Consider the following 24,782-nt stretch of genomic DNA (forward strand, 5'->3'; position numbering starts at 1 on the left):
GATTTCATTTTACAAGGACTCAGGCTGTGAGTCTTTTCTATTTGGTTAATTTGTTGCACTTACATTGTAAATCCGTCCGACAAAAAAGAAGGCCCACCGCCGCAACGAGCGGACGTGAGCCTTCCTTTGAAGCGTCAGGGGCCAGTTATGTCGCCCGACTCAGCGTGACTGGTTTGCCTTGAGGATCGCCTCAGCCTTGGCCTGCAGCGCGGTGAAGGCCGTTTTGCCCTCGGTGTTCTTGGTCAGCGTGTCGTCCACCGTCGTCATCAGCGCGTTGCGGTAGTCGGTGTAGCCGGCAAAAATGGTGGAGGCAAAGGCGTTGTTCGACGCGTCCACGGCCGCCTTGAAGGTCGGGTTGGCCTTCAAGTGCTGCTGGTAGGTCGCGTCCGCCGCGCCAGCCTTGGTGACCGGCACATAGCCGGACTTGGCGGCCCAGTAGGCGCTGTTCTTGGCCTTCAGCAGGAACTTCTGGAAGGCCCACGCGCCGGCCTTTTGCGCCTTGGTGGCGCCCTTGAACAGCACGTTGTCGTTTCCGTTCAGCGCTGTGCCGTTGTGGCCGTCGACGCCCGGAATGGCGGCCGTGCCCCAGTGCAGGCCTTTTGGCGCCTGCTGCTGAAGGATCGGGATGGAAGCGGAGGAACCGATGCCGAAGACCACCTTTTGGTTGATGAACGGCACGGAGAAGTAGCCGTCTTCGCCCGCGGTCCGCAGCATGCCGGCCTTGCGCAGGTCGAGCAGGGTGTTGACGGCGGCCAGGGTGGTCGGCGCGGTCAGGTTCGCTTTGCCATTGGCGCCGATCAGCTTTGCGCCACTTTGCTGGGCGAGCCCTTCCAGCTCAACATCGTAGGACTGATCCAAGGCGACCGCGGTCAGGCCGGCCGGCTTGAGCTTGGCGCTCATTGCAGCAAAATCGGCCCATGTCTTTGGCAGCGTCAGCCCGTACTGATCCATCAGGTCCTGGTTGTAAAACAGCACCCGCGTGGAAACCGAGTACGGCACGCCGTATTGCTTGCCTTGGTACTGACCCGCCGCCAAGAAGCTCGGGTAAATGTCCTTGAGTTGGCTGGCGCTCAACCTATTGGCCCCGGTCAGCATCTCGCTGTCCCACGGCTGGATGAAGTCATTTTTCACGTAGTCGCCAATGTTGGTGTAAGGCGCCTGCGCCATCGTGGGCAGCGTCTTGGACTTGGCGGCGGCCATGATCTTCTGCTGTAACGCGTCGTAGCTGCCCTGCGACACGGCAACCACCTTGTACTGCTTCTGGCTGGCGTTGAAGTCATCGATCATCTTCTGCTGCGCCTTGTTCCAGGCGCCTGTCATGCGGTGCCAATACGTGATCTTGACCGGGGCGGCCGCCTTGCTTGCGGCCTTGGTCTGGCCACAGGCGGCGAGGGTCGCCACCAGTGCGAGCCCGGCAACTGCTGCGAGTAGGTGCGTGAATCGTCTGTTCATCATGCGTCCTCCAAAGAATCGTTTAGTGTCTTGACACCCCCTATTATCCATATGTCGTCGCTAAAAGCAACGGAACCGGTCAGCCAAACGCGTTTGTACTATAAATGGAAAATTTTCATTGCCCGGGAAATAATCCCCTTCCGCGCGTTCCAGCGTCAATGCCGCGGTTGTCTAATCATGCGCCCTCCAGCGACAGTCCGCATTTAGGCTGTGACATCAGGCGCTGATTCTCATCTCACCCTCTGGGGCGGCTCTGATCGGCGGCAAGACGCCCCTTCGTGAACGTGCTACACTGTAAGCGCAAGTTCAATTCACGGAGGCCAACAAATGTCGAACGCATACGATGATCAGTCCTTCTTCGCGGCTTACGCCCAGATGCCGCGCAGCCAGCACGGGCTGGACGCGGCCGGTGAGTGGCCGGACTTCCAAGCGCTTCTGCCAGCGCTGGCCGGCCAGCGCGTGCTGGATCTCGGCTGTGGCTACGGCTGGCACTGCCAGTACGCCGCCGCACAGGGGGCGCAGTCGGTGCTGGGCGTCGATAGTTCGCCGCGGATGCTGGCGGAGGCCCGCGCCCATCACAGCGCCCCTGGCATCACCTACGAATTAGGCGATCTGACCACCTTCACCCGCCCCGCCGGTAGCTTCGACGTGATCATCAGCTCACTGGCCTTGCATTACGTCGCCGACCTCGCCGCTCTGATGCAACGCATCGCCGCGATGCTGGCGCCGGGCGGCGTAATGCTGGTCACCATCGAACACCCGCTGTTCACCGCGGAAGGGCATGAGCAGTGGGTGACGACCACCACCGGTGAGCAGGTGTGGCCGGTGGATCGGTATTTTGACGAAGGCGCTCGGGCAACCCAGTTTCTCGCCCACACCGTCACCAAGTATCACCACACCCTGAGCACGCTGCTGACCAGCGTACTCGCCGCCGGGCTAACGCTGACCGCCGTAGCGGAACCGCGCGGCACCGCCGCCGACATTGCGCAGCGTGCAGGCTGGACGCGAGCGCCGATGATGCTGATCGTGCGCGGAGAAAAACGCTGACCGGGCGCAGCCGCTCCTAGGCAGGTCCCGCAACAGGCGTGCTAGACCGCTTGGGCTGAACCGGCCTGTTTCACGTGAAACAATACCGTCGGCCCTACCTCAGCGATGAAGGTTCGCTGCCTCGCCCCTTGACCGGGGAAGGCCCGCCACCGCGCGCAAAAACCCGTCCTGCCACTACGGCAAGGACGGGTTTTGCGCGTTATTCGGCGATCGTGTCGGCCGCCGCGCTGGCGGTGGCGCGCTCGGTGGCGACTTGGTCTTCGGTGTAGTACTGCGCCTGCGCGTTGAACAGGTCGCGGTACAGGCCCGGGGCCGCCATCAGCGTATCGTGCGTGCCGTCCTGCACCAGCTGGCCGTGATCGAACACGACGATGCGCTGGGCAAACCGGGTGGAGGACATGCGGTGGGAAATGTACACGGCGGTTTTGGCGCCGATCAGCGCGTCGAAGCGCTGGTAAATGGCGTACTCGGACAGCGGATCGAGGGCCGCGGTGGGCTCATCGAGGATCACGATCGGGGCGTCCTTGTACCAGGCGCGCGCGATGGCAATTTTCTGCGCCTCCCCACCGGAGATGTCGATGCCGGTGGCGTCCAGGGCCTGGGTGATCGGCGTTTCGAGCCCCCGCGGCATGGCGGCCACGCGGTCCTTCACGTCGGCCACAGCCAGTGCTTCCCAGACCCTTGCTTCGTCATAGTCGGCACTGGCCGCCACGTTTTCGGCGATCGAATAGGCGAACAGGCGAAAGTCCTGGAACACCACGCCCAGCAGGCTCTGGTACTCGGCCTCGTTATACTTGTCGATGTTGATGTCGTTGAGCGTAATGACCCCTTCCGTGGGCCGATACAGCCGGCACAGCAGCATGATCAGCGTCGTTTTGCCCGAGCCGTTGGGTCCCACCACCGCCAGCCGCTCACCGACGTGCAGGGTCAGGGTGACGTGGCGCAAGGCCCACGTGTCACTGTCTGGGTACTTGAAGGAGACATCTTCGAAGCGAATGGCAAACTCGTTGTCCGTGCGCTTTTCAACCGGCAGGTGGCCGCTTTGGGTCGCGTCCGGTAGCGCGAAGAAGGTGCTGTAATACTGCAGGTAGTCGACCATGTTGTTGTACCAGCCGACGTCGCTGATGAACGCATTGACGGTGGTCATGAACTGCTGAAGGTAGCCCACCGCCACCAGCACGGTGCCGATGGCGATGCCGCCGCCCAGCGCCTGCAGGCCGATCAACAGGTACAGCACGCCGACCAGCAGGTTGACCGCGATGTTCGGGATCAGGGTGTAGTGCAAGTAGCCGAGCTGGCCGTACCAGTAGTTGTCGTTGCTGGCCTTGGTGGCGTCCCGCTGGATGGCCAGGATCAGCTCATCGGCGCGGTACAGCCGGATCAGTGGCCCGTGCAGAAAATCCTCCACGAAACTGCTGAAGTAGGTGAAGGCCCGGTTCCCGCGGATGATCTGCTGGATCATGGCCGCCTGGCGAACGTTGGCGTGGCGAACCGCCCACGCCCCGATGACCAGCGGCACCACCAGCAGCCCGACCATCAAAAGCGGGTACCCCGGGCCGTTGAACAGCCCGGCTGCCAGCGCTGTGGCGCGAACGTGCCCGCGGACAAGCGTGACGAACACGCCGACCGCAAACCCGGCCGCGATCACCACCGAGAACAGGTCGTGGAAGCCGTTTTCCAGCAGGCTGGTCATGCCGCCGTTCATCGCGGTGCCACGGCGCACCCCTTCGTAGGCCTCGCGCATGCTGGCGGACTGAAAATCGGGATAGCTGATGGTCAGCAGCTTGCTGGTGGTTTTGGCGTCGAGGCGCTCGTTCACCAGCTCTGTGTGGTCGGCCGCCAGCTTCTTGCCCCAAGCCGCGCCGGCGGTCAGCACGAACCGTGCCGTCAGGAACCCACCCAGCAGGCTCAAAAGCGCCGGCGTGGCCCAGTGATCGGCCAGCGCGATCAGCAGGCCGCCGAGAAAGGCAATGTTGAGGTACGGCACGGCGATCGCCAGCAGGGCCGCCGCGAACTCGATCGGCAGGGCCGCCGGGTCAACGTCCGCGACCACCTTGGCCACCGCCAGGTACCGGCGCACTAAATTGGTGTTAGGCTTCTTCATCTGCGGTCACCTCCGTCTGGTAGTACTTGCTTTGCACGGCGTACATCGTCGCGTAGTCGCCGCCTTGCGCCATCAGCGTTGCGTGGTCGCCACTGGCAGCGATGCGGCCGTCCTTGAGGAACAGAATGCGGTCGCAAAAGCGCGTTGAGGCCAGGCGATGCGAGATGAACACGGCCGACTTGTGGGCCGTCAGCGCCGCGTACTCGGTGTAAATGGCGTTTTCCGCCAACGGGGCGAGCGCCGCCGTGGGTTCGTCCAGCACCAGCACCGGCGCATCCTTGTACAGCGCCCGGGCCAGCATCAGCTTTTGCAGCTGCCCGCCGGAAAAGCTGATGCCATCATCCACGATGTTGCGCGTCATCGGCGTCTGCAGGCCCTGCGGCAGGGCGGCCACCACGGCAGCCAGGCCGGCTTCCGTCAGCGCCTGCTGCACCCGCGCCAGGTCTGGCGTCGCCGTCAGCGCCACGTTTTGCGCCACGGTCAGCGCCAGCACCTCACTGGTCTGAAACACGGGGGCAAACAGCGCGCAACGCGCCGCGGCGTCAAGCGTCGCCGCGTCCACGCCGTTGATCAGGATGCGCCCGGTGGTCGGGGTGAACAGCCCCATCATCAGCTGCGCCAGCGTGCTTTTGCCCGCGCCGTTGATGCCCACCAGCGCCAGCCGTTCCCCGGCGTGCAGCGTGAACGACACATCCGTCAGGCTGGCCGTCGCGCTTTTCGGGTAGGTGTAGCTGACGTGGTCGAACTGAATGGTAACCGGCCGCTGCGCCAGCGCGGCTGGGGCCGCAACCCCGGCCGGCGGCTGCTTGAGGGCCAGGAATGCGCGCACCTCCTGCAGGTCAATGCTGGCCTTGGTCAGCTGGTCCCAGTCAGCCAACAGCTTGGTGGTCAGGCCGACGAACTGGTTGACCACGCCGAACAGTAGCGTGAACGCGCTGAGGGTCAGCGTCTGGCTGACCATCCCCAGCAACAGCAGGCCATATGCCGCGCCATCGCGCACGAGGCCGGCCGCATTGCCGATCAGGCCGGCCACCAGTGCGCGGCTGCTCTGGCGCTTTTGCCACGCCATCCGGGTCGCGATCAGCTGGTCAAAATGCGTCTGGTACCATGTCTGCGTGTGGTACAGGCGCATGTCCTTCCCGTTGGTGTCCGCGTAGGCCGTGCGGCGCAGGTAGCTCTGCTGGCGCGCAGTGGCGCTCCAGGCGTCCTTGTTGGCCGCGTACCAGCGCCGGTAGTGCTGCATCGCCCAGTAAGCCACCGCCGCCGCCAGCAGCACCAGCGCGAACAGCCACGGCGTGAACGCCGACAGCGTGCCCATGAACAGTAGCAAGAGCACACCATCCGCCAGCAGGTTCTGGCAGCCAAAGAAAATGGCCTGCGCCCCGGCCAGCGTCCAGCTCACCCCGTTGGCAGCCGCGCGGTGGTACAGCTCCTGCGTGTCCGGGTCGACGAGCTGCTGGTAAGCCAGCCCGAAGACCTGCGCGTACATCGTCAGGCTCACCGCGCTGCGAACGTTGCCGCTGAAGTTATTGCCGTAGATTCTCAGGTAGTAGTTTACCGCCGTGGCGCCGGCCACCGCCGCCGCCATCCCCAGCGCCACCCCGGCGAAGTGGCCGAAGTGGGCGCTGGCGGCCAAGAGCCCCACCAGCCACGCCGGTAGCACCACGCCGATGACGCCGAGGATGGCGGTCATCACCACGTAGCCGAGCAGCGACCATTTGAGCTGCGGGTGCGCCTGGTTCATCACGCCCCAGTACCAGCGGATGTTATCGCGCAGCGAGTACTGCGCTTTCGGTTGTTTCATCGGACCCCTTCCCTTCATGACCCCTTCACCTTACAAAAAAACGACCGCGCTGGGTCGTTTTTTGCGCAAACGGTCAGTTTTGCCCCGTAAGCGGCAGGGCGATCTCTGTCACGAAGACCTCATCCTCGTACTGCCGGTTGATCACCCCATCGTACTTGGCGACTAGCTGATTGATGCGGCGGATGCCTAGGCCGCGCCGGTCGTCCTTAGTGGAGGCATAGTGCAGGTCGATCTGCTGCGCCACCGGCCGCGTGTTGGTCACGCTGATGTACAACTGCTGCTTCAGGATCGCAATGTAGACGCGCAACCGGCGCTTTTCCCCTGCTGGCTGGGCCGTGATGGCCTCCAGCGCGTTGTCCAGCAAGTTGCCGACGATCACGACTAGGTCCAGGTCAGCGATCAGCGGCTGCGTGCCCACGAAGACCTTGACATTGGTGGGGATCGCCGCGCGTTCCGCCAGCGTCAGCTTGGCGTTGACAATGGCGTCCAGCATCGGGTTGCCGGAGTGCACCAGCGTGTCCACCGTGTCGAGCTTGTCTTCCAGCGTGTCGAGGTAGGCGCGCGCCCGCGCCGGCTCGGCGTCATCCAGGTACGCCTTGAGCGCCTGCAAGTGGTCATGGTAATCGTGCCGCCAGCCGCGCATGTTCGCGTAGAGCGTCTGCACCTCTTGGCTGTACTGCGCCATCATCTGGTCCAGCCCGTGCGCAAACACGGCGTCCTGCTGGGCCAAAAAGCGCTGGATCAGCGTGCTGAGCGTGAGCACCGCCAACAGCGCCGTGCACGTCGCGGCCACCAGCGCACCGCCGGTCGTCAGCCAAAGGCTCGCCCCGATCGCCAGGCCCAACCCCACAAGCGCCAGTCGCACCGTCACAAGTTGTTGACTGCGCCAGATCAAACCGCCACCCACCAGCACCACGCCGGCCACCAGCCCACGCACGCCCAGCCACGGCGTCAGGCCGCTGGCCAGCAGCAACGGCACCGCCACCCCGCCGGCCAGCAGCGGCGCATGCTGACGCAAAAACCAGCCCGCGCTGGCCCCGGCAGCCACCAGCTCGATGGCCCAGCCCCAGCCGACCCACGCCAACCCAGCTGCCAGCCCCGCGGCCGCTATGATCAGCGCCAGCTGAACGCGACCGCGCCGCGTGCCCGCCACCAGCGGCACCAGCGTCGCGCTGGCCAGTGCACTAATGAGTATCGTCATGCGCTAACCCCCGATAATGCGCGAAGAAGGCCGCCTTGACCCGCGCGCGCTGGCTGCGCGCCACCGGATAGTGGCTGCCGTCCGCCATGACCACCGCACTGGCGGTCAGCTGCCGCACGAAGCTCAGGTTCACCACCACGGAGCGGTAGATCTGAATGAACCCTGGCAAGGTCAGGTAGTCTTTGAGCTGACCCGGGGCCTCCAGCACCTGGTCTTGCAGGTGAAACGCCAGCGCGTGGTCGCGCACTTCGATCGCCATCAGGTCGTACAGCGGCACCTGCTGGGCCCCGCGCCCGGTCACCACCAGCACGGTGGCCGGCGGGCGGTGCGCCTGCACCTTGGCCAAAAGCGCCGCCACCTTCGCGGCCGTCAGCGGCTTCATCACGTAGGCCAGCGCGTTCACATCGTAACCCTCGAAAACGTACTCGTCGTAGTTGGACACAAAGGCCAGCGGCACCGCGGGATCGATCGCCCGCACCGTTTTGGCCAGCGTCATGCCGTCCATCCCCGACAGCCGAATGTCGAGCACCAGCAGGTCCACCGCTGGCCGGCTGAACTGGTACGCCTCCGCAGACGCAAACGCGGTCACGACCACTGGCTCATGCGGCGTGCCGGCGGCCTCAAACAACGCCGCGTTGGCCGCCCGCGTGCGCGCGTCGTCTTCAATCAACGCAATCTCCATCATGCCCCTCCGCCTCGCGTAATTAAGCAAATTATAACACCCCGCCGCGCGCTTTTCGGGTATGCTGAAGAAAACGCTTGGAGGTGCCTCATGACATACGGCTACATCAAGAAAATTCGCAGTTTGGTCGGCCACACCCCGATCATTTTGAACTGCTGCGGCGGCATTTTGCTCAACGACAAGCGCGAGGTCTTGCTGAACCTGCGCCAAGACACCGGCAACTGGAGCCTGCCCGGCGGCTACCTCGAGTACGGCGAAAGCTACGCCGAGGCGATCATCCGCGAGTACAAGGAGGACTCCGGCATCGACGTGCGCGTGGTGCGCGAGCTGCACCTGTTCGACAAAGGCGAGACGCGCTACCCCAACGGTGACGTTGCCCACACCATCGCGATGCTCTACCTCGTCGAGCAGGTCGGCGGCGCGCCGCTGACCACCCCCACCGATGAAACCGTTGCGGTCAAGTACTGGCCGTTCGACCACCTGCCGCCACTGTTGAACCAGCAAAACGCCGATATGCTGGCGTATGCGCGGGAGAATGCGTAAGCCCAACCGGCAGGCGCGTCTGTGTCACCCAAGAAAGGACAATGCCTTATGCAAGCCATCGTGTTACGCACTCCCGGGGACGCCAGCGTCCTGCACCGCGAAACCGTTCCTACCCCCGAAGTAAAACCGGGGTGGTCCCTGCTTCAAGTCAAAGGCTTCGGGATCAATCGCTCCGAGATCTTCACCCGCAATGGCTGGTCCCCCAGCGTCACCCTGCCGCGGATCCTCGGCATCGAGGCGGTCGGCGTGATCGCCGCCACCACCGACCCGACGCGCCTGCCGGTCGGTCAGCGCACCGTCACGCTGATGGGCGGGCTCGGACGCGAATTTGACGGTGGCTACGCGGAATATGCGCTGGTGCCCAACGCCCAGCTCTACCCGGTAACCACCACGCTGAGCTGGCCCGAGCTGGCGGCAGTGCCGGAGACCTACTTCACCGCGTATGGGTCACTGCGCAACCTGCGGCTCACCCCCAGTGACACACTGCTGATCCGCGGTGCGACCAGCGGGGTCGGCGTGGCGGCGGCCAAGCTGGCGCGCGCCATGGGCGTGGGTCGCGTCATCGGCAGCACTCGGAACTTGGCCAAAACCGCCCAGCTGACGGCCGCGGGGTTTGACGCCGTGGTCGCCGATTGCGATGGCGTGCTGGACTGCCCCGCCGCCAGCGCCGAGAAGGTGCTGGAGCTGGTCGGCCCCCTGACCATGACCGACTCACTGCGCGTGCTCAAACCCGGTGGCATCGCCTGCGTCACCGGCGAGCTCGGCGGCGTGTGGTCCGCCGATTTTGACCCGATCAGCGCCCTGCCCACCGACGCTTACCTCACCGCCTTTTCCTCTGACAGCGTGACCGAGGCCAAGTTCCAGGCGATGCTCGACCTGATCACGACCCACCACCTCGACGTCACCCCGACGCGCACCTTTGACCTCGCCCACACCGCCGAGGCCCAGGCTTTTTTGGACAGTGCGGGCAGCTTTGGCAAGGTGGTCGTGCTGGTGTGAACCGAATGACGCAGATGGCCGAGATATAATTAACGGCCCAAGAATGAATCGCAACTGTCCCAGGACAGTACGAAACGAAAAGCAACGCCCTACCTAACGGATGTCTGCTCGTAACTCACTGCGTTCGAACGAGCAGAGCAAGCCGTATAAGCAAGGTCTCCTACAAAACCTAAGTTCGGGTTTTGCAGGAGACCTTACTTATACTCTGGGCTAAAAACGCTTTTCGTCTCAGCCTTTTTGTCTAGTTACCACGTATAATCCGCATCCTGAAAGACTTGGCCGGCATATGCGGCCCACTCGTCCACGTTGAAGTTTTGCCAGCCCACCTGATCCAGCCCCACCACCTGCGTGTTGTACGCCACGGGCTGGGCTTCACCGGTGAAGCCGTGCCCCGCGATGGTGTAGTGCAAGCGGTTGGCATCGATCAGCGCATAGTCCAGCCGCGCGTTCAGTGCGAGCTGGCCGGGGTGGTAGCCGGCGTAGCGAATGTTTTTGATCCCGTGAAACGCGCCACCGGCAGACGCCTCCGCGTACCAGTAGACGTAACCGGCATCGGCCGGACCCTGCTGGTCAGCCGCAAGCGTTGTGATCGGCGCCTTCAAGACTACGTAACGCGCCCCTGCGTGCCCCGGTGCGGCTTGCGGAAACAGCCGGAGCGCCGCCTCCGCTGGCGTGAGATTGGCTCGCCGCGCGAGGTCTTGAATCGTTGCCGTGCGCGTCATCAAGCGCGCGGCGCCGGTGCTGATGGGCGTCTCCTCCGTGCCCGCCAGCGGTTGCGCGGCGGGCAATTGCGTGCCCAGTGCAAGCCCCCCGGCCACAATGGCGCTGAGCCCGAGCGCCGCTAGCCCAACTTGATTCCTGCTCATCTGGTGTCCTCCATTAGCCAAATAGACAGCGTTTTCATATTAAGGCTATTCTACGCGCTCCGTCGGCTAATCGCACGAATTTTTTGTAACTGACCAAGCATCGACGAAGCAAAAATTGTTCGTTAGACTGACAGTGAGGTGATTCCAATGACGATGCGCATTAAAATTACGCTAAAACACTGGGACAACGACGCTGGCGTTCACATCACCAAGGAAATGCTGGCCGCCGCCCACTTTAATCCTGACGCGCCAATTCAACTCACGGTGAGCGCTGGAAAGCTCTTGATCCAACAACCGCGCCCCTCACTTCACGACCTGTTCGCGCATTATCACGACTTCTATCTCCCCACCGATCAAGAATCCGCTTGGCTCGCCGCTCCTGCGGTGGGCGCTGAGTTGCGTTAACTCAGCCCAGCCAGTCCGCAACGACTTGACCCGCACGCTGCGGGTCTTTTTTGATTGCCGCCGCGCTGATCAGTCCGCGCCATTTTAAGTGTTGACGCGCCGCAAGATGGAAGATATAATTTACCTCGGATGGAAGATAAACATTCCATCACACCGCCCAAAGGAGCTGTTCGCCGTGCCCAATCAAGTCCGCGCCCTGCGCCTGGCCCTGAACCTGACGCAACGAGAAGTGGCCGCGCGCGCCGGCATCACGCGCCAGACGCTGAGCCTGATCGAGAAAAACGACTACAATCCCTCACTGAAACTCTGTCTGCAACTCTGCTACATTCTCAACGCCACGCTGGATCAAGTCTTCTGGGTGGCGCCAACGGAGGAAATCTGATGAAACGAATCACTGATGAACGCCTGATCCTGCGCAATTTCAAGAACATTCGGCTCGCGTTTGCGCTGGAAAACCTCGTGCTGATCGGCTTCTTGATCGCGCAGGCCGCTCAAACCGGCGACTGGAGCAACCTGTTCGCCTGGGACAACCCGCTGGTGATCATCCTGATGACCGGCTGCTACACGCTGGTGGTGCTTTCCGTGGGCATCCGCGCTGCTATCGACGACAAACCCAAGCACTCGTGGGTGGCGGTGGCGCTGCTCGGCGTCGTGCTGCTGACGGTCATCACCGGCCTGTTTTACTTCCTGATGCTCGGCCAGCGCCGGTTCCTGCTTGCGCTGTTGTGCGGCGCCATCGTCACCGCAGTGGTGCTGGCGATCGACCTGTACTACCGGTTCAACTCACCGACAGACTAACCCAAGGGGCTGAGCCCAAAGGCGATTTTAGCCCAGAGAATTAAGCGGGCGGTACTGACAAACCCGTACTTAGGTTTGACAGTACCGCCCGCTTATTCGGCCAGGCCGCCTCTTTGGGGATTGTACTATTCGGAATAGTCGTGGCTCATTCTTGGGCCGTTAATGATGCCTCGGCCCCTTTTTGATCACTCGAACGTTTCGCCGCTTTCCGCCGCGATCGCGGCCCAGTCGATCCGCCGGTCCTTGAAGTAAAACTCGCGGTCGTGCTGGTTGACCGCGCGCAGCACGCGGCACGGGTTGCCGACCGCGACCACGTTGGCCGGCAGGTCGTGGGTGACGACGCTACCCGCCCCGACCACCACGTTATCGCCGATGGTAACGCCGGGGAGCACGATCGCGCCGGCGCCGAACCAGCAGTTTTGGCCGATGTGGATCGCCATGTTGTACTGGTAATCCAGCGGCCGCAGCGCGGGCCACACCGGGTGGCCGGCAGTGGCGAGCACGACGTTGGGGCCGAACATGGTGTTATCGCCGACGTAGATCGGGCCGTCGTCCACCATCGTCAGGTTATAATTGGCGTAGATGTGCCGGCCAAAATGGGCGTGGTGCCCACCCCAGTTCGCGTGCATCGGGGCCTCGATGTAGCAATCCGGCCCGATCGCGCCAAAGAGCTGCTGCAGCATCGCGCTGCGCTTGGTTTGCTCGGACGGCAGGGTCTGGTTGTACTGTACCAGCAGATCCTGCCACTTCAACTGTTCCGTCACGAGCGCCGGGTCGCTGGGCCGGTACAGGGCCCCACTGCTTAACTGATCCATTGGGTTCATCGCTTCTTTCTCGGGTATTCGAGGGAGATCATGGGTGACCAGCGTGCCCGGGGCTACCGTGACGCCGCTGGCAATGGTGATTCCGGGCAGCACCACCACGCCGGTGCCGAGCGTCACGTGCGCGCCAATGGTGATGGCCTGGTTGTGCACGTAGCCGGCGCGCCGCAGCGCCGGCCACACCGGGTGGCCCCCGGTGGCCAGGGTCACGTTGGCCCCGATGCGCGTGTGCGCGCCGATGCTGATCGGCCCGTCGTCCACCAGCGTGAGCCCCGCCGCGATCTGGACGCCGGCCCCAAGTGTCACATGCGCGCCGCCCCAGTTCGCATGCAGCGGACTGGCCACCGCACAATCCGGCCCGACCGCCGCAAACAGCGCGCGCATCGCGGCCGGCCGCTTCGGGTCACTGGGCGCCAACGCGTTGAAGCGCGCCAAGTCGTCTTGATGCGCCAGCTGCGCTGCGAGCATCGCTTCTCCGGTTGGCAGGTACAGCGACCCGTTGGCCAATTCTTCCCATGCCATCTCCTCACCTCCGTCTCATTGTAACCGATATCACACCAGTGTGGGGGGCCGTTCGGCGACAAAGTGCACGCGATCATAAAAAAAGCGCCCCTCACGCGGGAACGCTTGTATCGATTTAATCGTCGTCTTCGTCGTCATCCACTTCGACGAGGTCCTCCCAGGCCGTTTTGCCCAGGAAAGCCTGCAGCTTGCGGGTCTGGGTGTTGTTGCTGGCGCGCAGCTGGGTCAAAAAGGCGGCCATGGCCGGGCGACTTTCGCGCTCCGCGAGCTTGATCGCGCGGTCGATGAACAGGTTGGCGGTGGTGAGATCCTGCGCCGTCGCGGCGACCACCGCATCGGCATCCGCGTACTTCAGGCGCGGGTCCTCCGCGATTTTGGCGTAGGCGGCAACCTCGGCAGTGGTGGCCGGCGGCAGCTCGTTTTCGTCCAGCAACAGGCCCCCGAGTTCATCGATCTGGCTGCGGTTCAGCGCGATCAGGTCGGTGTACGCCTGCTGCAGGGCGTAAGACTGCGGGCCGTGGACGAACCACAGGGCCTGATGCAGCTTCACGTCCAGCACCCAGAGGTTGCTCAGGATGTGGCCGGTCATCGCGCCGGCAGTCGGCTTGTGGTGATCGACATCGGCCTGCTTGATTTCGGCTTGGTACTTGGCTTCAATGGCTTCTTGTGTTGGCATGAGATGACCCTCCTTAGAGATCCTTGACCTTGACTTGCTGCACGGTGTACCCGAGCTTGGCGACCACGCCGCTCAGCGTGTCGGCGCTGACTTGGCTGTCGTCGAATTCCGCCTTCACCTTGCCGGCGTTGAACAGCACTTTGACGGTGCCGACGCCGGGGGTGTTCTTGACCGCCCCTTCGATCTTGGTCAGGCATGACGGGCAGGTCAGCTCGTCCAGTTGCATGATGATTTTTTTGTTCATGAGAATCGCTCCTTTGTTGACTTACCCCCTTAGTCTAAAACCAACCGCGTCCGCGCAACTTGACGCGCGTCAAGTTTGCGCCATTTATTTCACGCGGCCGCCAAAATTGATCAGCCGCATCGCGTTGAAGATCACGACCAGGATGCTGGCCTCGTGCACGAACATCCCACTGGCCATGTAGATGAACCCGGCGATCAGCCCGAGCAGCAGGAACGCGACCACCGCAATGGCGATGACGACGTTCTCCCGCGTGTTCAGCACCGTTTTTTTCGCCAGGCGAAAGGCGTGGGTCAGCGCGGCAAAACTCGACTGCATCAGCACCACATCGCCGGTTTCGATGGCAACATCCGTGCCCGATCCCATCGCGATGCCGATATCAGCAGTCGCCAGCGATGGCGAGTCGTTGATGCCGTCGCCGACGAATGCGACGTGCTGGCCGTTGGCTTGAAACTGCTTCACATAGGTGACTTTTTGCTCAGGCATGAGCTCGGCGTGCACCTCATCGAGGCCCAACTCGCGCGCCACGGCCGCTGCCGTGACCCGGTTGTCCCCGGTCAGCATCACCAGGTGCTTGGCCCCGGCCTGGCGCAGCTGTTGCAGCTGCGCGGCGACGCCTGGGCGCACCACGTCGGCCACGCCGATCAGCCCCTGCACCTGGCCGTCAACGGCAATGAAGATCAGTGAGCTGCCACTTTGCTGCAAGGCATCGCGATCGGCCTGTTGCGCCGGTGTCAGCGTGACGCCGTGGGCCGCCAGCAGCTTCTCGTTGCCGGCGCAGGCAGTGTGGCCCGCGACCTGCGCGGTGACCCCTTGCCCCTGAACCGTTTGATGGTCAGCCACTGCCAGTGCTTGGTAATCGAGCTGGTGCGTGCCGGCGTAGTCAAGTACGGCGCGGCCCAGTGGGTGCGCGGACAGCGCCTCAAGCGCCGCCGCGGTGGTCATCACGGTCGCTTTTGTGGCGCCGTACGCGTGCACCGCCGTCACGGCGGTTTCGCCCTTGGTCAGCGTGCCGGTTTTGTCAAACACGAAGGTGTCGACCCTGGCGAAGGCGTCCATTGCGGTGCCCCCCTTGACCAGGATGCCGCGCTTGGCGCCGTTGCCGATGCCCGCCACGTTGGACACCGGCGCGCCGATCACCAAGGCGCCGGGGCAGCCGAGCACCAGCACGGTGATGGCGAGCTTGAAGTCGTGGCTGACGGCAAACACCACGAGCGCGATCAGCAGCACGGCCGGTGTGTAGTATTGCGCAAAGCGATCGATGAACTTCTCCGCGTGACTCTTAGTGTCCTGCGCGTCTTCGACCAGCTCAACGATCTTGGCGAAGGTGGTGTCGTCGCCGACCTTGGTGGCCGTCACCTCCAGCGCGCCATCGCTCAAAATGGTGCCGGCGTATACGGCATCCCCCCTCTGCTTGCGTACCGCGCGGGACTCGCCGGTGACCGCAGCCTCGTCAGCATAGCCGCTGCCGCCGGACACGGTGCCGTCGACCGGCATGGCCGCCCCGGTTTTGACCATTACGACGTCGCCGATCTCAACATCATCGACATCGGTCGCCACAGTGGTGCCGTCCGGCTGCAGCACGGCGGCCGTGGTCGGCGCTATCGCCGTCAGCGACTTGATGGACGCGCGCGTTTTCGCCAGCGTTTTTTGCTCCAGGAAGTTCCCGAACAAAAACAGGAAGGTGACGATCGCGCTTTCGTTGTACTCGCCGATGATGAACGCGCCAACCACCGCGATGGTGACCAGCAGCTCGATCGAGATGACCTTGGCCGCAAGTGCCGACCACGCGTGCAGTGCGATCGGCACCACCGCGATCAGGCTGGCGACCGCAAGCGGCAGCGCGAACCAGAACGGGGCGAGGCCCGCGAACTTGGCGGCGTACCCCAGCCCGATCAGCGCCGCGCTGCCCCAGGTGATGGCCGGCGTCTGCTTTTGGATCCATTGTTGTAACTTCATTTGCGCCACTCCCTTTGCTTTCGATACCCTCAGTATAAAGACGCTGGCGCGGCGAAAAATTGACCGGCGTCAAGTTTGGTGACTTTTTGTCAGTTGCACTGTGGCATAATGGATAGCAGGAAGGTGATTCGATGGCTAATTTGATTGACTACGCCCGCGCCGTGAGCGCGCAACCCTTTGCGACCCTGCCACCGACGCCGGTGGACGGGGTCATCCTCGCCCAGCTGGCCTACTTTCCGTTCGCCCAGCTGGCCGGCGCCCGCAACCGCTTCGGGACCCTGCGCGACCCGGCGGTGCTGACCGCTCTGACGCAGGACACCTGGCGCCCCGCGCAGAACCTTGCGCTGCTCACGGCGCTGGTGACCAGCCCCCGCTACCGTGATGTGCGCTGGCACTCGGCGGTCACCGAGCTGGACGTGGCGGCCGAAAAACAGTTCTCCGCCATCACCTTTTCGCTGCCCACTGGCGTGCACGTGCTGGCTTTTCGTGGCACCCGCGCCAACTTCGTGGACTGGAAGGAAGACTTCAACCTCGCGTACCTGCAGACGATCCCGTCGCAGCGCGCCGCCTTGGCCTACCTGACCCACGTCGCGGCCCACTACCCCGGACGCTACGCCTTGGTCGGCCACTCCAAGGGCGGCAACCTCGCCACCTATGCATTCGTGCACGCCGCCCCCGCCTTGCAGGCGCAGGTGCTGGCGGTGGTGAACGCCGATGGTCCGGGACTGGGCACGCCCCTCCCCGCGGCACTGCGGCCGCGGGTGCACAAGCTGGTGCCGCAATCCAGCCTCATCGGGACGCTGTTTGACCCGACACAGGATTACCAAGTGGTCGACAGCGCCGCGCACGCGTTGAACCAGCACGACCCGTTCAGCTGGCGCGTGCGCGGGCATGATTTTGCCACGCGGCCCGCGCTGGACGGCGGGGCCCAGTACACCCAGCGCAGCATCGCCGCCTGGGTGGCGAGCCTCGACGACGCCACCAAGCAGCAGGCCTTGGCCGCCGCCTACGCGCTGGTGACCGAGACCCAGGCCACCACGTTTGCCGAGCTGCTGGCGGACTGGCCGCAAACCACACGCACGCTGCTGGCCGGCCTGCGCGCCCAAGACGAAACCACGTCAGCGCAATGGCGGCAAGTGCTGGCGCAGCTGATCGCAGCGCTGTGGGCCAGCCTGCCCACGCCGGCACGACCGGATTGGCCGGCCCGTTTACCGCGTCTGTTTCACGTGAAACATCAAGGAGGTCCCGATGAAAAGTCCCCTCGTCTTTAGCGACATCGACGGTACGCTGCTCGATGATCACCACCAACTACCGGCCGCGGTGATCGCCGCGGTGCGCGACTACGCCCAAGCCGGCGGCCACTTCTGCCTCGCCTCGGCGCGGCCCCCGCGCGGCATGACTGCCTTGGCCGCCCGGCTGGGCCTCACCCTGCCACTGGTCAGCCTGAACGGGGCGCTGATCGTCACCGAAGCCGAAGCTGGCCGCTTCACCACGCTGTTTGAGCAACCGCTCCCGACCGGCGCCGCCGCCCATGTGGCGACCGTGGCAGCCACGCTACCGGTCAGCCTGAACCTGTTCGCCGGCCTCGACTGGTGCGCCGCGCCCAGCGACTGGGTGACACAAGAAGTCGCCATCACCGGCTTTGCCCCGACGCTGCGTGACCCGGCCGCCTTACTGGCTAGCGGCCGCGCCGTGCACAAGATCCTGTGCATGGGGGTCCCTACCGCCATCGATGCGTTGGCTGACGCGCTGGTCGACCAGCCGCTGACGCTGGCGCGTTCCAAGCCCACCTACCTGGAGATCACGCACCCCGCCGTGTCCAAGCGTGCGGCGCTGCACGCGATGGCGCGCTACTTCGATGTGCCGATGACGGCCACCCTGGCGATGGGCGATGGCGACAACGACCTCGCGATGGTGCAAGCCGCCGGTACCGGCATCGCGCTGGCCAACGGCACCGCAGCGTTGCGCACCGCGGCGACACATGTGGTGGCGGCCAACACCGAAGCCGGTGCGGCTCAGGCGCTGCGCGAGTTTGCCATGTGACACGCCGTGAGCAGCGCTTAACAGCGGCGCCTCATGGTGGCATAATGAATCTTATCGTTTAATTGTAAAGGAGGTGCGCCGCCGTGGATGACGCGCAACGAGAACAAGGCCCCTGGAAGCGCAACTTGTACGTGCTATGGTTCTGCACGTTTGTCGCCGGGATCGCCTTTTCAGAAATCATGCCGTTTCTGTCCCTGTACGTCGGGCAAATGGGCGACTTCTCCAAGGCGCAACTGACGTTTTGGAGCGGGCTGATCTACGCGGTGACCTTTTTGATCACCGCCATCGTCAGCCCGATGTGGGGGGCCTTGGCCGACCGCACCGGCCGCAAGGTGATGCTGATCCGCACCAGCTTTGGGATCGCGGTGGCGATGCTTTTGATGGGCCTGTGCACCAACGTCTGGGCGCTGTTGGCCTGCCGCTTCTTCCAAGGCTTTTTCTCCGGCTACATCCCCAACGCCCAGGCGCTGGTCGCCTCGCAGACTCCACGCAAAAAAGCCGGCGTGGCGCTCGGCACCCTAGTGACCGGCGCCATCTCCGGGACGCTATTCGGCCCGATCGTCGGCGGCGTGCTGGCAGAGCTGTTCTCGATCCGCAACACCTTCTTCATCACCGCCGCGCTGCTCGCCATCGTCGGGCTGATGTCGGCCTTTCTTGTGCAAGAATCCTTTGTCCCCGTTGAACACCCGAAAGGCGCCCCGCGCACCTCGCTACTTCAAAAAGTCGCCGACCCCAAGCTGATCGTCATCCTGCTGGTTTCGACCATGATCGTCCAAACTGGGAACGCCTCGATCTCCCCCATCATCTCCCTTTACATTAAGGAACTGATGCACGGTCAGGGCGCGTACACCGTCATCGCCGGCGTGATCGCCGCGCTGCCTGGCATCTCCAACATCCTGGCCGCCCCGCGGCTCGGACGCTACGGCGACACCCACGGCTCCGGGCGCGTGCTGATCGCCTGCTACCTGTTCGCGGTGCTGGTGTACTTCCCGCAAGGCATCATCGGTAGCGTCGTCGGTTTGGGCGTCTTGCGCCTGTTCGTCGGCATCTCGGACGCGGGCCTTTTTCCGACCATCCAGACCCTGTTGACCAAAAACACCCCGCCGGAAACGACCAGCGCGATTTTCTCCTGGAACCAGAGCTTCCAGGCCTTGGGCAACATGTTCGGTGCCTTCCTTGGCGGCACCCTGGCCGGCATCTTCGACTACAACGTCGTCTTCATTTCGACGGCCTGTCTGCTACTGATCAACCTGATCTTCCTGCGCGTCAGCGAACCACAGCTGCTGCGCAAAACCGACTGACCTGAAAACGCGCCATGACCGCTGCCCCGCTTAGGGCCGGTCATAGCGCGTTAGTTTATAAATAGATTGATAACGATTTCGATATCGGGTAAACTGTCGGCAACCATTATCTTGTGAGGTGCTTCATGACACACAAAACCGCATGGCTTGCCGGCCTGACCCTCCTGCTCACCGCCCTCATCTGCGGCGGCCTATACTGCTGGCCCCGAACGCTGACCTTTCACCACAGCTTTACGGTGGGCCAGTCCCCGCTACCGGTGACGATCACGGCCAGGAGCCTCCGCAACAGCCCCCGCACCCTGCGTTTCGCGCACGTACCCAAGCTCACGTTTTATAGCCAGCTACCCGCCGATGCCAATGCGGCGCCCTACACCCTGACCGCCACCCTGCGTGACCGCCACGAGCGCTTTCTCGCCACCTTCAAGTGGACGCTGACGCCGACCCAAGACGATTTGGTCGCCACGCGCCTGGTGACCCAAACCGTCACGCAGAAGCCGGTGCGGCTGCGCAACACCGGCAATCACCTTCGCATCACTATCCAAAATAGCCGCCACCAGCTGTACGCTAAAACCGCGGCGCTCACCTTGTCGGCGGCCAACGGGTCGTTTCAGTATTAATGCGCGAGAAGACATCATGGTAGTGCTGACACACTGATAGTAACGGCTACCCATCTTAGGGGAATCGCGTACGAGAATTATGAGAGACGTTCTGCGCGTTTTTCGCGTATTTTTGCCTTTTCCAGTATGATGGTTGAGACAAGGAAAAGCCGGACGGTGGCTAGCTTCAATCGAAAGATGGGAGTGATGCCTATGATTCTTTTGGGTTGTTGCTCTGAAAGGAACACTCATGAGCGTTTTCGAAGCGCTGTCCCTGATGATCGCTTTTGGCGGCCTGATTGTGGCAATCATGAAAAACGACACAAAAAAATAATCGTCTCGTGCTTGCCGGCTACGACGATTATCTTTTGTTAGGTAATTAAGCTAAGCTGGCCACCGGAGAAATCCGGCCTTGCCTTGCCGGTGGCGCATTGCGTCATCGGCTTTTTTAATTCACCAATAGTATAGCACGTGCCTTCAAAACGACCAACTTCAGGCCGTGGCCTCTCATAAAACTTAAGCTGTCCCCGCACCACTCCCTGTGCGTTGCTCCGGCCAACTACCGCCGTTTCGGCAGTAAGTTCACCCCGAAATTCACCACATACAGCATCGTCGAAAGCATTAACAAGAGAAAGAAAATTTGCGTCGGCTGATCCGTCACATCCAGATCCCGAATCACGCCGTACACGAACTCAAAGCAGGCCTGCTGAACCAGGACCAGGGTATTGATCAGAATCGCCAAGAGAAATCCTCGTTTGGTTCGCTCAGTGCTGAAAATCAGGGTGCAGACTTGTACACCAATGCCCAAACACCCTGCGATGACGAGTAAGTTGCGGATGGGTTCCATCGGTTTCACCCTTTCAGAGATGCGCATTCGCTCCCTCATCAGCGCTCACTTCTGCACCACATACGCGGTCTTGTAGCTCCACTGCGTTCCGGCCGTGTTGTGTACGATTCCCTTCACGGACGGCTGTTGCAGGAATGCGGTCACAGTCTGATACAGCGGCGTGAAGCCCTGGGTCGCGTTGAACCGAGTCGCGGCCTGCACCAGGTCGGCCCAGCGCGCGGTCGGGTCGTTGGCGTCGGTGGTGCTGGCCTTGGTCACCAGCGCCGTGTACGCCGGATCGTCAAAGTGGCCGTAGTTGTTGCTGGTGGTCGGCAGCGGGATCTGCAGGAAGGAGATTGGATCGTTGAAGTCCGCGCCCCAGCTGCCAAGCGCCAGGTCAAAGTCGCCCGACTGCTGCAACTGCCGCGCCATTGCACCCGGCACGGCGCGCAGGTTCAGCGTCAGCCCCGGCAGCTCCTTTTCCAGCTGTGCCTTCACGTAGGTCGCCGCCGTGTTTTGCAGCGCATCATCGTTAGCCACCAGCAACTCCAGCGTCAGCTGCCGCTCGCCCAACGCCGCCAGCCCCTTCAGCCACAGCGTGCGCGCGGTGCCCGGCGCGTAATTGAGCGTGCCCGGCGCGGTCGCCTCCTTGGCAAAATCGACCCCGGTGCGCGGATTCTTCGCCAGCCCGGAGGCGACGAATCCCAGCGGCACCGTTGAGCCGTTCCCCAGCGCCTTTTGCGTCAGCGCCGTGCGGTCCAGCGCGTGGGAAAACGCCAGGCGAATGTCCTGATTGCTGACGGCGGCCTTCACCTGACTGTCCTTGGCCGCGTAGTTGTACGCCAGCCAGGCCACCTGCGCGTACGGGTAGGCCTGAAACGCCGGGTCCGTCTTGTATTTAGGCACCTGATTGGCGGCCAGCGGGGTCATGTCAAGCTTGCCCGTCTGGTACAGGCTCAGGCCGGTCGCCGCATTTTCCACCACCTGGTACGTGATTTGATCCAGCAAGACCTTCTGCTTGTCCCAGTAGTACGGGTTTTTCACGAACGCCCAGGTGTCACCGGTGCCCGTCCAGCCCGTCACCTTGAACGGGCCAGAGTACACCATGTTGGCCGCCTTGGTGCCGTACGCCTTGCCGTACTGCGTCACCGCCGCCTCACTTTGCGGCGCAAACAGCGGGTACGCCATCAGCACCTTGAAGTAGGCGATCGGCTGATCGAGCGTGACCACGACCGTGCGCGCGTCTGTCGCCCGGATGCCTAGGGTGCTTGGCGCTGCGGTGCCGGCGTTGATCTGAGTCGCGTTCTTGATGCCATTGAACAGATACGCGTACGGCGACTTAGTGGCTGGCGTGATGGTGCGCCGCCACGAGTACACGAAGTCCTGCGCGGTCAGCACGCTGCCGTCACTCCACTTGAGGTTCGGCCGCAGTGTGAACGTCCACGTCAGGCCATCCGGCGAGACAGTGCCACTTTGCGCCAACCCCGCCACCGGCTGCCCATTGGCCCCCAGCCGGTAAAATCCTTCAAACACGTTGCCCGTCTGCCCGTAACCGGTCGCCTGAGCGAGGTCGATCGTCGCCAACGGTGCCTGTGCAGAGAGCCGCAGCACCTGCTTTTCGGCCGAATTGGTCGTTGGCCGCGCGCAGCCCACCAGCACCAATAAGCCGGTCGCCACTGCCAGTAGTACGCCAATCAATGCTCGTTTCATTGTCTTCTCCTTTGCTAGAGCCGTGTCTGATGCCACACAAAAACGCCGTGCGCAACCAGTGAATGACGATTCACCGAAGCCCCACGGCGCCACCTTGACGGAAGTCTACCAACACGTCAAAAAGCCGTCCGAGCGCGCCTGGGTCAATCGTGCACACAACATCCAGCACCGACAAGTTGAACCGAGTTGTTGAACCATCACCAAACGCCTCCTTGAATTGAATGTGTCGTCATGATACCGGCGGTGACAACTTCTGTCAACTGATTCGCCTCGGCCGACCACGCGCCACGGTGACCCCGGCGCAGCAGACGCCAAACGAAAAGCCCACCGCGCGAAAAACGTCGGTGAGCGGCTTATTGATCGTGCCGTTAATTATCTTCCGTGAGCTCGTCGACCAGCCACTGCTGCCACTGCAAGCTATCCGTATCCTGTCCGTGCGTCAGCGTCCAGTGTAGCCCGTGCACAATGCTGGCGGCCGCCGCACTGATGCGGTACTCACTCACCGCACTGCCCGCCGCCAGCGTTTGGCGTAACTGGGCCGCCAGCGCGGCCTGCAAGTCCAGGTCCGCTTCGTGGATCGCCAGCAGGGCCACCAACGGCGCCCGCAGCGGCCATGCGGCGGTGGTCAGGCGCGCCACAAGCTCAGCACGCGTGCCGGTCAGCGCAGGCACCAACAGCCGCATCGCACCATCGATCTGGCGTTCCAGCCAATCGTTTTTGTCTAAGTAGTAACTGTAAAACGTCGGGCGCGTGATGTGCGCCGCGACGCACCACGCCTGCACCGACAGCTGGGCAAAGCCACCCTGCGCAAGCATTGCGTAGCCGGCCCGGTCGATGGCCGCGATGGTCTTCAGTGTTCGCTTGTCCGTCATATGCTCACCTCACTGGTATCGTATCAGCCCACGAGGCAATAGTACAGCCCGCTGAGCCCAATGAACGCGTACACCAGCTGACTGACCCGCTGTGCGTCCAGGTGGGTCACGAGCCGACTGGCGATCGCCGTGCCCACCAGCGCGCCGATCAATCCGATGGCGGCCAGACCGAAGTCGCTCACTTGCAAAATGCCGTGTGCAAACCGCAGACTGGTCACGTACACCCCGTCCATCAAGAAAAAGGTCTGAATGCTCGCCAAGTACTGCGCCTTGCTTTTGCTTTGAAGCAGAAAATATAGCGCCATCAGCGGTCCGCCGATACCGAACAGACCGTTAAAGAAGCCCGAGATGATCATGAACGCCGCGTTCACCGGTCAAGGATACGGATGTATCGCTGATTTACGCAGTGTAAAATAAGCCGCAATAACCAACAGCAACCCACCCAGCAGCCGCTTGAGCACCCCCGTGTCAAGCAACTGCCCCAGCGGGACCGAAACCGTCGCCACCGCGGAATACACGATGAACGGCACGATCAGCTGCCGCAACTGCAGCGCTTTGCGGTAGCGCCACGCCAGCCACGCCGTCGCCACAAACATGGTCATGCCCGCGACCCCGGCGGCCTGCGCCACCGGCATCAGGGCGGGGAGAAAAATCATGAGGATGATCCCCGAACCGAAGCCAGTCAGGCCTTGCACCAGGCCAGCGAGCAGGGCCGGCAGAATGAAATAAAGTAGCGTCACGCAGGGGCATCCTTTCAGTGACTGAGCAATAATTACCAAAGAGTAATTTTAGCATTAATCAGTAACCTCACCTAGCCCCAAACCGTGATTGCGACGAACCAGCCGCATCGACTTCCTTGGCCGCAACCACGTGCAGAACAGTCGGGGCCTAATTGTCCGGTCCTGATACCGCAACAGTTGCTCAGCGCGCCAATAGCGCTTGACTTGCGCCGCACCCCTGTAGCGGCAGCTCTAGTCGCGCGTCACCGGCCTACCCGGCTCCCCCCCACTGATCGCGGTCAAGTCATCCAGCCCACTCGGCCGTTCAAAAAAGGTGCCCCTCGGGGCGATCGTGAGTCATGCTGTCATCACGCGGTATCAACTTGGTATTGGTCTAAAGATCAAGCCAAGTGACGGCCGCCGCCGCCCCGCCCGGCCAGCCGCGCAACAGCAGTCGACCAAAATGCCGCAGGCGCGGGCCTTTGCGCCCACCGCCGGGTCTATCCGTTTAGACCAACTTCACAGCGACGCGATTGACGCCTGGCAACGCGCTCGCTATCTTGGGTGAGAAAGCGCTTACTTTTTAGTGCTTGGC

24 protein-coding genes and 1 pseudogene are annotated in these 24,782 nt (G+C 62.9%); 11 read left to right on the forward strand and 14 right to left on the reverse strand.

All coding sequences use genetic code 11. The annotated features are described in order from the left end of the window. Nucleotides 1–159 precede the first annotated feature (159 nt). Nucleotides 160–1,455 carry an ABC transporter substrate-binding protein gene (locus EKM88_RS00005; RefSeq protein ID WP_125702131.1) on the reverse strand — a complete coding sequence of 432 codons (1,296 nt, stop codon included), beginning with the start codon at nucleotides 1,453–1,455 and terminating at the stop codon, nucleotides 160–162. Nucleotides 1,456–1,779: 324 nt separating this feature from the next. Here EKM88_RS00005 and EKM88_RS00010 point away from each other — a divergent pair, with 324 nt between their 5' ends. Continuing rightward, complete coding sequence (locus tag EKM88_RS00010; protein WP_125702132.1) at nucleotides 1,780–2,499, forward strand: class I SAM-dependent methyltransferase; 720 nt, start codon at nucleotides 1,780–1,782, stop codon at nucleotides 2,497–2,499. A gap of 199 nt (nucleotides 2,500–2,698) precedes the next feature. Here EKM88_RS00010 and EKM88_RS00015 read toward each other — a convergent pair whose 3' ends face one another. From EKM88_RS00015 to EKM88_RS00030, 4 genes are all read right to left on the reverse strand, one after another. Continuing rightward, nucleotides 2,699–4,603: an ABC transporter ATP-binding protein gene (locus EKM88_RS00015; protein WP_125702133.1), complete on the reverse strand. Its 1,905-nt coding sequence runs from the start codon at nucleotides 4,601–4,603 to the stop codon at nucleotides 2,699–2,701. Continuing rightward, nucleotides 4,590–6,407: an ATP-binding cassette domain-containing protein gene (locus tag EKM88_RS00020; protein ID WP_125702134.1), complete on the reverse strand. Its 1,818-nt coding sequence runs from the start codon at nucleotides 6,405–6,407 to the stop codon at nucleotides 4,590–4,592. Before EKM88_RS00020 ends, EKM88_RS00015 begins: the two co-directional genes overlap by 14 nt. A gap of 73 nt (nucleotides 6,408–6,480) precedes the next feature. Then, complete coding sequence (locus tag EKM88_RS13600; RefSeq protein WP_404819952.1) at nucleotides 6,481–7,374, reverse strand: sensor histidine kinase; 894 nt, start codon at nucleotides 7,372–7,374, stop codon at nucleotides 6,481–6,483. A gap of 217 nt (nucleotides 7,375–7,591) precedes the next feature. Next, nucleotides 7,592–8,290 (reverse strand): LytR/AlgR family response regulator transcription factor, encoded by a 699-nt coding sequence (locus EKM88_RS00030; protein ID WP_125702629.1) that lies wholly within the window; start codon nucleotides 8,288–8,290, stop codon nucleotides 7,592–7,594. Between the two features lie 90 nt (nucleotides 8,291–8,380). Between EKM88_RS00030 and EKM88_RS00035 the strand changes: the two genes are divergently transcribed. Both EKM88_RS00035 and EKM88_RS00040 read left to right on the forward strand, forming a co-directional pair. Continuing rightward, complete coding sequence (locus EKM88_RS00035; RefSeq protein ID WP_125702135.1) at nucleotides 8,381–8,833, forward strand: NUDIX hydrolase; 453 nt, start codon at nucleotides 8,381–8,383, stop codon at nucleotides 8,831–8,833. Nucleotides 8,834–8,881: 48 nt separating this feature from the next. Then, complete coding sequence (locus EKM88_RS00040; RefSeq protein WP_125702136.1) at nucleotides 8,882–9,832, forward strand: zinc-binding dehydrogenase; 951 nt, start codon at nucleotides 8,882–8,884, stop codon at nucleotides 9,830–9,832. A 245-nt stretch (nucleotides 9,833–10,077) separates the two neighbouring features. Here EKM88_RS00040 and EKM88_RS00045 read toward each other — a convergent pair whose 3' ends face one another. Further along, nucleotides 10,078–10,698: a hypothetical protein gene (locus EKM88_RS00045; RefSeq protein WP_125702137.1), complete on the reverse strand. Its 621-nt coding sequence runs from the start codon at nucleotides 10,696–10,698 to the stop codon at nucleotides 10,078–10,080. Nucleotides 10,699–10,845: 147 nt separating this feature from the next. Between EKM88_RS00045 and EKM88_RS00050 the strand changes: the two genes are divergently transcribed. From EKM88_RS00050 to EKM88_RS00060, 3 genes are all read left to right on the forward strand, one after another. Continuing rightward, nucleotides 10,846–11,103 (forward strand): AbrB/MazE/SpoVT family DNA-binding domain-containing protein, encoded by a 258-nt coding sequence (locus EKM88_RS00050; RefSeq protein WP_125702138.1) that lies wholly within the window; start codon nucleotides 10,846–10,848, stop codon nucleotides 11,101–11,103. Between the two features lie 106 nt (nucleotides 11,104–11,209). Then, the gene (locus EKM88_RS00055; RefSeq protein WP_125702139.1) at nucleotides 11,210–11,485 is read left to right on the forward strand and encodes a helix-turn-helix transcriptional regulator; all 276 of its coding nucleotides are present in this window, start codon (nucleotides 11,210–11,212) and stop codon (nucleotides 11,483–11,485) included. Continuing rightward, a complete protein-coding gene (locus EKM88_RS00060) occupies nucleotides 11,485–11,901 on the forward strand; it encodes a hypothetical protein (protein WP_125702140.1) in 417 nt (138 codons plus the stop codon). Before EKM88_RS00055 ends, EKM88_RS00060 begins: the two co-directional genes overlap by 1 nt. 185 nt (nucleotides 11,902–12,086) lie before the next feature. On the opposite strand, the gene EKM88_RS13395 is transcribed toward EKM88_RS00060, so the two are convergent. The 4 genes from EKM88_RS13395 to EKM88_RS00080 form a co-directional block, all read right to left on the reverse strand. After that, nucleotides 12,087–12,725, reverse strand: a complete 639-nt coding sequence (locus EKM88_RS13395; RefSeq protein WP_225418412.1) for a sugar O-acetyltransferase — start codon at nucleotides 12,723–12,725, stop codon at nucleotides 12,087–12,089. Between the two features lie 634 nt (nucleotides 12,726–13,359). Next, a complete protein-coding gene (locus EKM88_RS00070) occupies nucleotides 13,360–13,920 on the reverse strand; it encodes a ferritin-like domain-containing protein (protein WP_125702142.1) in 561 nt (186 codons plus the stop codon). Between the two features lie 13 nt (nucleotides 13,921–13,933). Beyond that, nucleotides 13,934–14,164, reverse strand: a complete 231-nt coding sequence (locus tag EKM88_RS00075; protein ID WP_125702143.1) for a heavy-metal-associated domain-containing protein — start codon at nucleotides 14,162–14,164, stop codon at nucleotides 13,934–13,936. Between the two features lie 84 nt (nucleotides 14,165–14,248). Then, complete coding sequence (locus tag EKM88_RS00080) at nucleotides 14,249–16,120, reverse strand: heavy metal translocating P-type ATPase (RefSeq protein WP_125702144.1); 1,872 nt, start codon at nucleotides 16,118–16,120, stop codon at nucleotides 14,249–14,251. Nucleotides 16,121–16,251: 131 nt separating this feature from the next. On the opposite strand from EKM88_RS00080, the gene EKM88_RS00085 reads away from it, so the two are divergent. The 5 genes from EKM88_RS00085 to EKM88_RS13405 all read left to right on the forward strand — a co-directional run bounded on the left by EKM88_RS00085 (nucleotide 16,252) and on the right by EKM88_RS13405 (nucleotide 20,394). Further along, entirely contained in the window at nucleotides 16,252–17,391 is a 1,140-nt protein-coding gene (locus EKM88_RS00085) for an Mbeg1-like protein (protein ID WP_125702145.1), read from the forward strand. After that, nucleotides 17,369–18,163, forward strand: coding sequence for a Cof-type HAD-IIB family hydrolase (locus tag EKM88_RS00090; protein WP_125702146.1), 795 nt, complete (start codon nucleotides 17,369–17,371; stop codon nucleotides 18,161–18,163). The genes EKM88_RS00085 and EKM88_RS00090 overlap by 23 nt, the downstream gene beginning before the upstream one ends. Nucleotides 18,164–18,246: 83 nt before the next feature. After that, entirely contained in the window at nucleotides 18,247–19,464 is a 1,218-nt protein-coding gene (locus tag EKM88_RS00095; RefSeq protein WP_125702147.1) for an MFS transporter, read from the forward strand. 125 nt (nucleotides 19,465–19,589) lie between these two features. After that, nucleotides 19,590–20,081 (forward strand): hypothetical protein, encoded by a 492-nt coding sequence (locus EKM88_RS00100; RefSeq protein WP_125702148.1) that lies wholly within the window; start codon nucleotides 19,590–19,592, stop codon nucleotides 20,079–20,081. A 229-nt stretch (nucleotides 20,082–20,310) separates the two neighbouring features. After that, complete coding sequence (locus EKM88_RS13405) at nucleotides 20,311–20,394, forward strand: putative holin-like toxin (RefSeq protein ID WP_225418413.1); 84 nt, start codon at nucleotides 20,311–20,313, stop codon at nucleotides 20,392–20,394. A gap of 225 nt (nucleotides 20,395–20,619) precedes the next feature. Here the strand turns inward: EKM88_RS13405 and EKM88_RS00105 are convergent, their stop codons facing one another. The 4 genes and pseudogenes from EKM88_RS00105 to EKM88_RS00120 form a co-directional block, all read right to left on the reverse strand. Continuing rightward, nucleotides 20,620–20,934, reverse strand: a complete 315-nt coding sequence (locus tag EKM88_RS00105; RefSeq protein ID WP_125702149.1) for a hypothetical protein — start codon at nucleotides 20,932–20,934, stop codon at nucleotides 20,620–20,622. An 18-nt stretch (nucleotides 20,935–20,952) separates the two neighbouring features. After that, entirely contained in the window at nucleotides 20,953–22,596 is a 1,644-nt protein-coding gene (locus EKM88_RS00110) for a peptide ABC transporter substrate-binding protein (protein WP_125702150.1), read from the reverse strand. A 368-nt stretch (nucleotides 22,597–22,964) separates the two neighbouring features. Further along, nucleotides 22,965–23,468 carry a hypothetical protein gene (locus tag EKM88_RS00115; RefSeq protein WP_125702151.1) on the reverse strand — a complete coding sequence of 168 codons (504 nt, stop codon included), beginning with the start codon at nucleotides 23,466–23,468 and terminating at the stop codon, nucleotides 22,965–22,967. A 23-nt stretch (nucleotides 23,469–23,491) separates the two neighbouring features. Beyond that, nucleotides 23,492–24,208, reverse strand: a pseudogene (locus EKM88_RS00120) (sulfite exporter TauE/SafE family protein). Nucleotides 24,209–24,782: the final 574 nt, after the last annotated feature.

Origin of the sequence: Lacticaseibacillus daqingensis (genome assembly GCF_003946115.1) — a bacterium.
GTDB lineage: Bacteria > Bacillota > Bacilli > Lactobacillales > Lactobacillaceae > Lacticaseibacillus > Lacticaseibacillus daqingensis.

Excerpts from the sequence above, each read along its gene's own strand:
- EKM88_RS00005 (WP_125702131.1), bottom strand. The coding sequence starts at position 1,455 with ATGATGAACAGACGATTCACGCACCTACTCGCAGCAGTTGCCGGGCTC.
- EKM88_RS00010 (WP_125702132.1), top strand. The coding sequence starts at position 1,780 with ATGTCGAACGCATACGATGATCAGTCCTTCTTCGCGGCTTACGCCCAG.
- EKM88_RS00015 (WP_125702133.1), bottom strand. The coding sequence starts at position 4,603 with ATGAAGAAGCCTAACACCAATTTAGTGCGCCGGTACCTGGCGGTGGCC.
- EKM88_RS00020 (WP_125702134.1), bottom strand. The coding sequence starts at position 6,407 with ATGAAACAACCGAAAGCGCAGTACTCGCTGCGCGATAACATCCGCTGG.
- EKM88_RS00030 (WP_125702629.1), bottom strand. The coding sequence starts at position 8,290 with ATGGAGATTGCGTTGATTGAAGACGACGCGCGCACGCGGGCGGCCAAC.
- EKM88_RS00035 (WP_125702135.1), top strand. The coding sequence starts at position 8,381 with ATGACATACGGCTACATCAAGAAAATTCGCAGTTTGGTCGGCCACACC.
- EKM88_RS00040 (WP_125702136.1), top strand. The coding sequence starts at position 8,882 with ATGCAAGCCATCGTGTTACGCACTCCCGGGGACGCCAGCGTCCTGCAC.
- EKM88_RS00045 (WP_125702137.1), bottom strand. The coding sequence starts at position 10,698 with ATGAGCAGGAATCAAGTTGGGCTAGCGGCGCTCGGGCTCAGCGCCATT.
- EKM88_RS00050 (WP_125702138.1), top strand. The coding sequence starts at position 10,846 with ATGACGATGCGCATTAAAATTACGCTAAAACACTGGGACAACGACGCT.
- EKM88_RS00055 (WP_125702139.1), top strand. The coding sequence starts at position 11,210 with ATGGAAGATATAATTTACCTCGGATGGAAGATAAACATTCCATCACAC.
- EKM88_RS00060 (WP_125702140.1), top strand. The coding sequence starts at position 11,485 with ATGAAACGAATCACTGATGAACGCCTGATCCTGCGCAATTTCAAGAAC.
- EKM88_RS13395 (WP_225418412.1), bottom strand. The coding sequence starts at position 12,725 with ATGAACCCAATGGATCAGTTAAGCAGTGGGGCCCTGTACCGGCCCAGC.
- EKM88_RS00070 (WP_125702142.1), bottom strand. The coding sequence starts at position 13,920 with ATGCCAACACAAGAAGCCATTGAAGCCAAGTACCAAGCCGAAATCAAG.
- EKM88_RS00075 (WP_125702143.1), bottom strand. The coding sequence starts at position 14,164 with ATGAACAAAAAAATCATCATGCAACTGGACGAGCTGACCTGCCCGTCA.
- EKM88_RS00080 (WP_125702144.1), bottom strand. The coding sequence starts at position 16,120 with ATGAAGTTACAACAATGGATCCAAAAGCAGACGCCGGCCATCACCTGG.
- EKM88_RS00085 (WP_125702145.1), top strand. The coding sequence starts at position 16,252 with ATGGCTAATTTGATTGACTACGCCCGCGCCGTGAGCGCGCAACCCTTT.
- EKM88_RS00090 (WP_125702146.1), top strand. The coding sequence starts at position 17,369 with ATGAAAAGTCCCCTCGTCTTTAGCGACATCGACGGTACGCTGCTCGAT.
- EKM88_RS00100 (WP_125702148.1), top strand. The coding sequence starts at position 19,590 with ATGACACACAAAACCGCATGGCTTGCCGGCCTGACCCTCCTGCTCACC.
- EKM88_RS13405 (WP_225418413.1), top strand. The coding sequence starts at position 20,311 with ATGAGCGTTTTCGAAGCGCTGTCCCTGATGATCGCTTTTGGCGGCCTG.
- EKM88_RS00105 (WP_125702149.1), bottom strand. The coding sequence starts at position 20,934 with ATGCGCATCTCTGAAAGGGTGAAACCGATGGAACCCATCCGCAACTTA.
- EKM88_RS00110 (WP_125702150.1), bottom strand. The coding sequence starts at position 22,596 with ATGAAACGAGCATTGATTGGCGTACTACTGGCAGTGGCGACCGGCTTA.
- EKM88_RS00115 (WP_125702151.1), bottom strand. The coding sequence starts at position 23,468 with ATGACGGACAAGCGAACACTGAAGACCATCGCGGCCATCGACCGGGCC.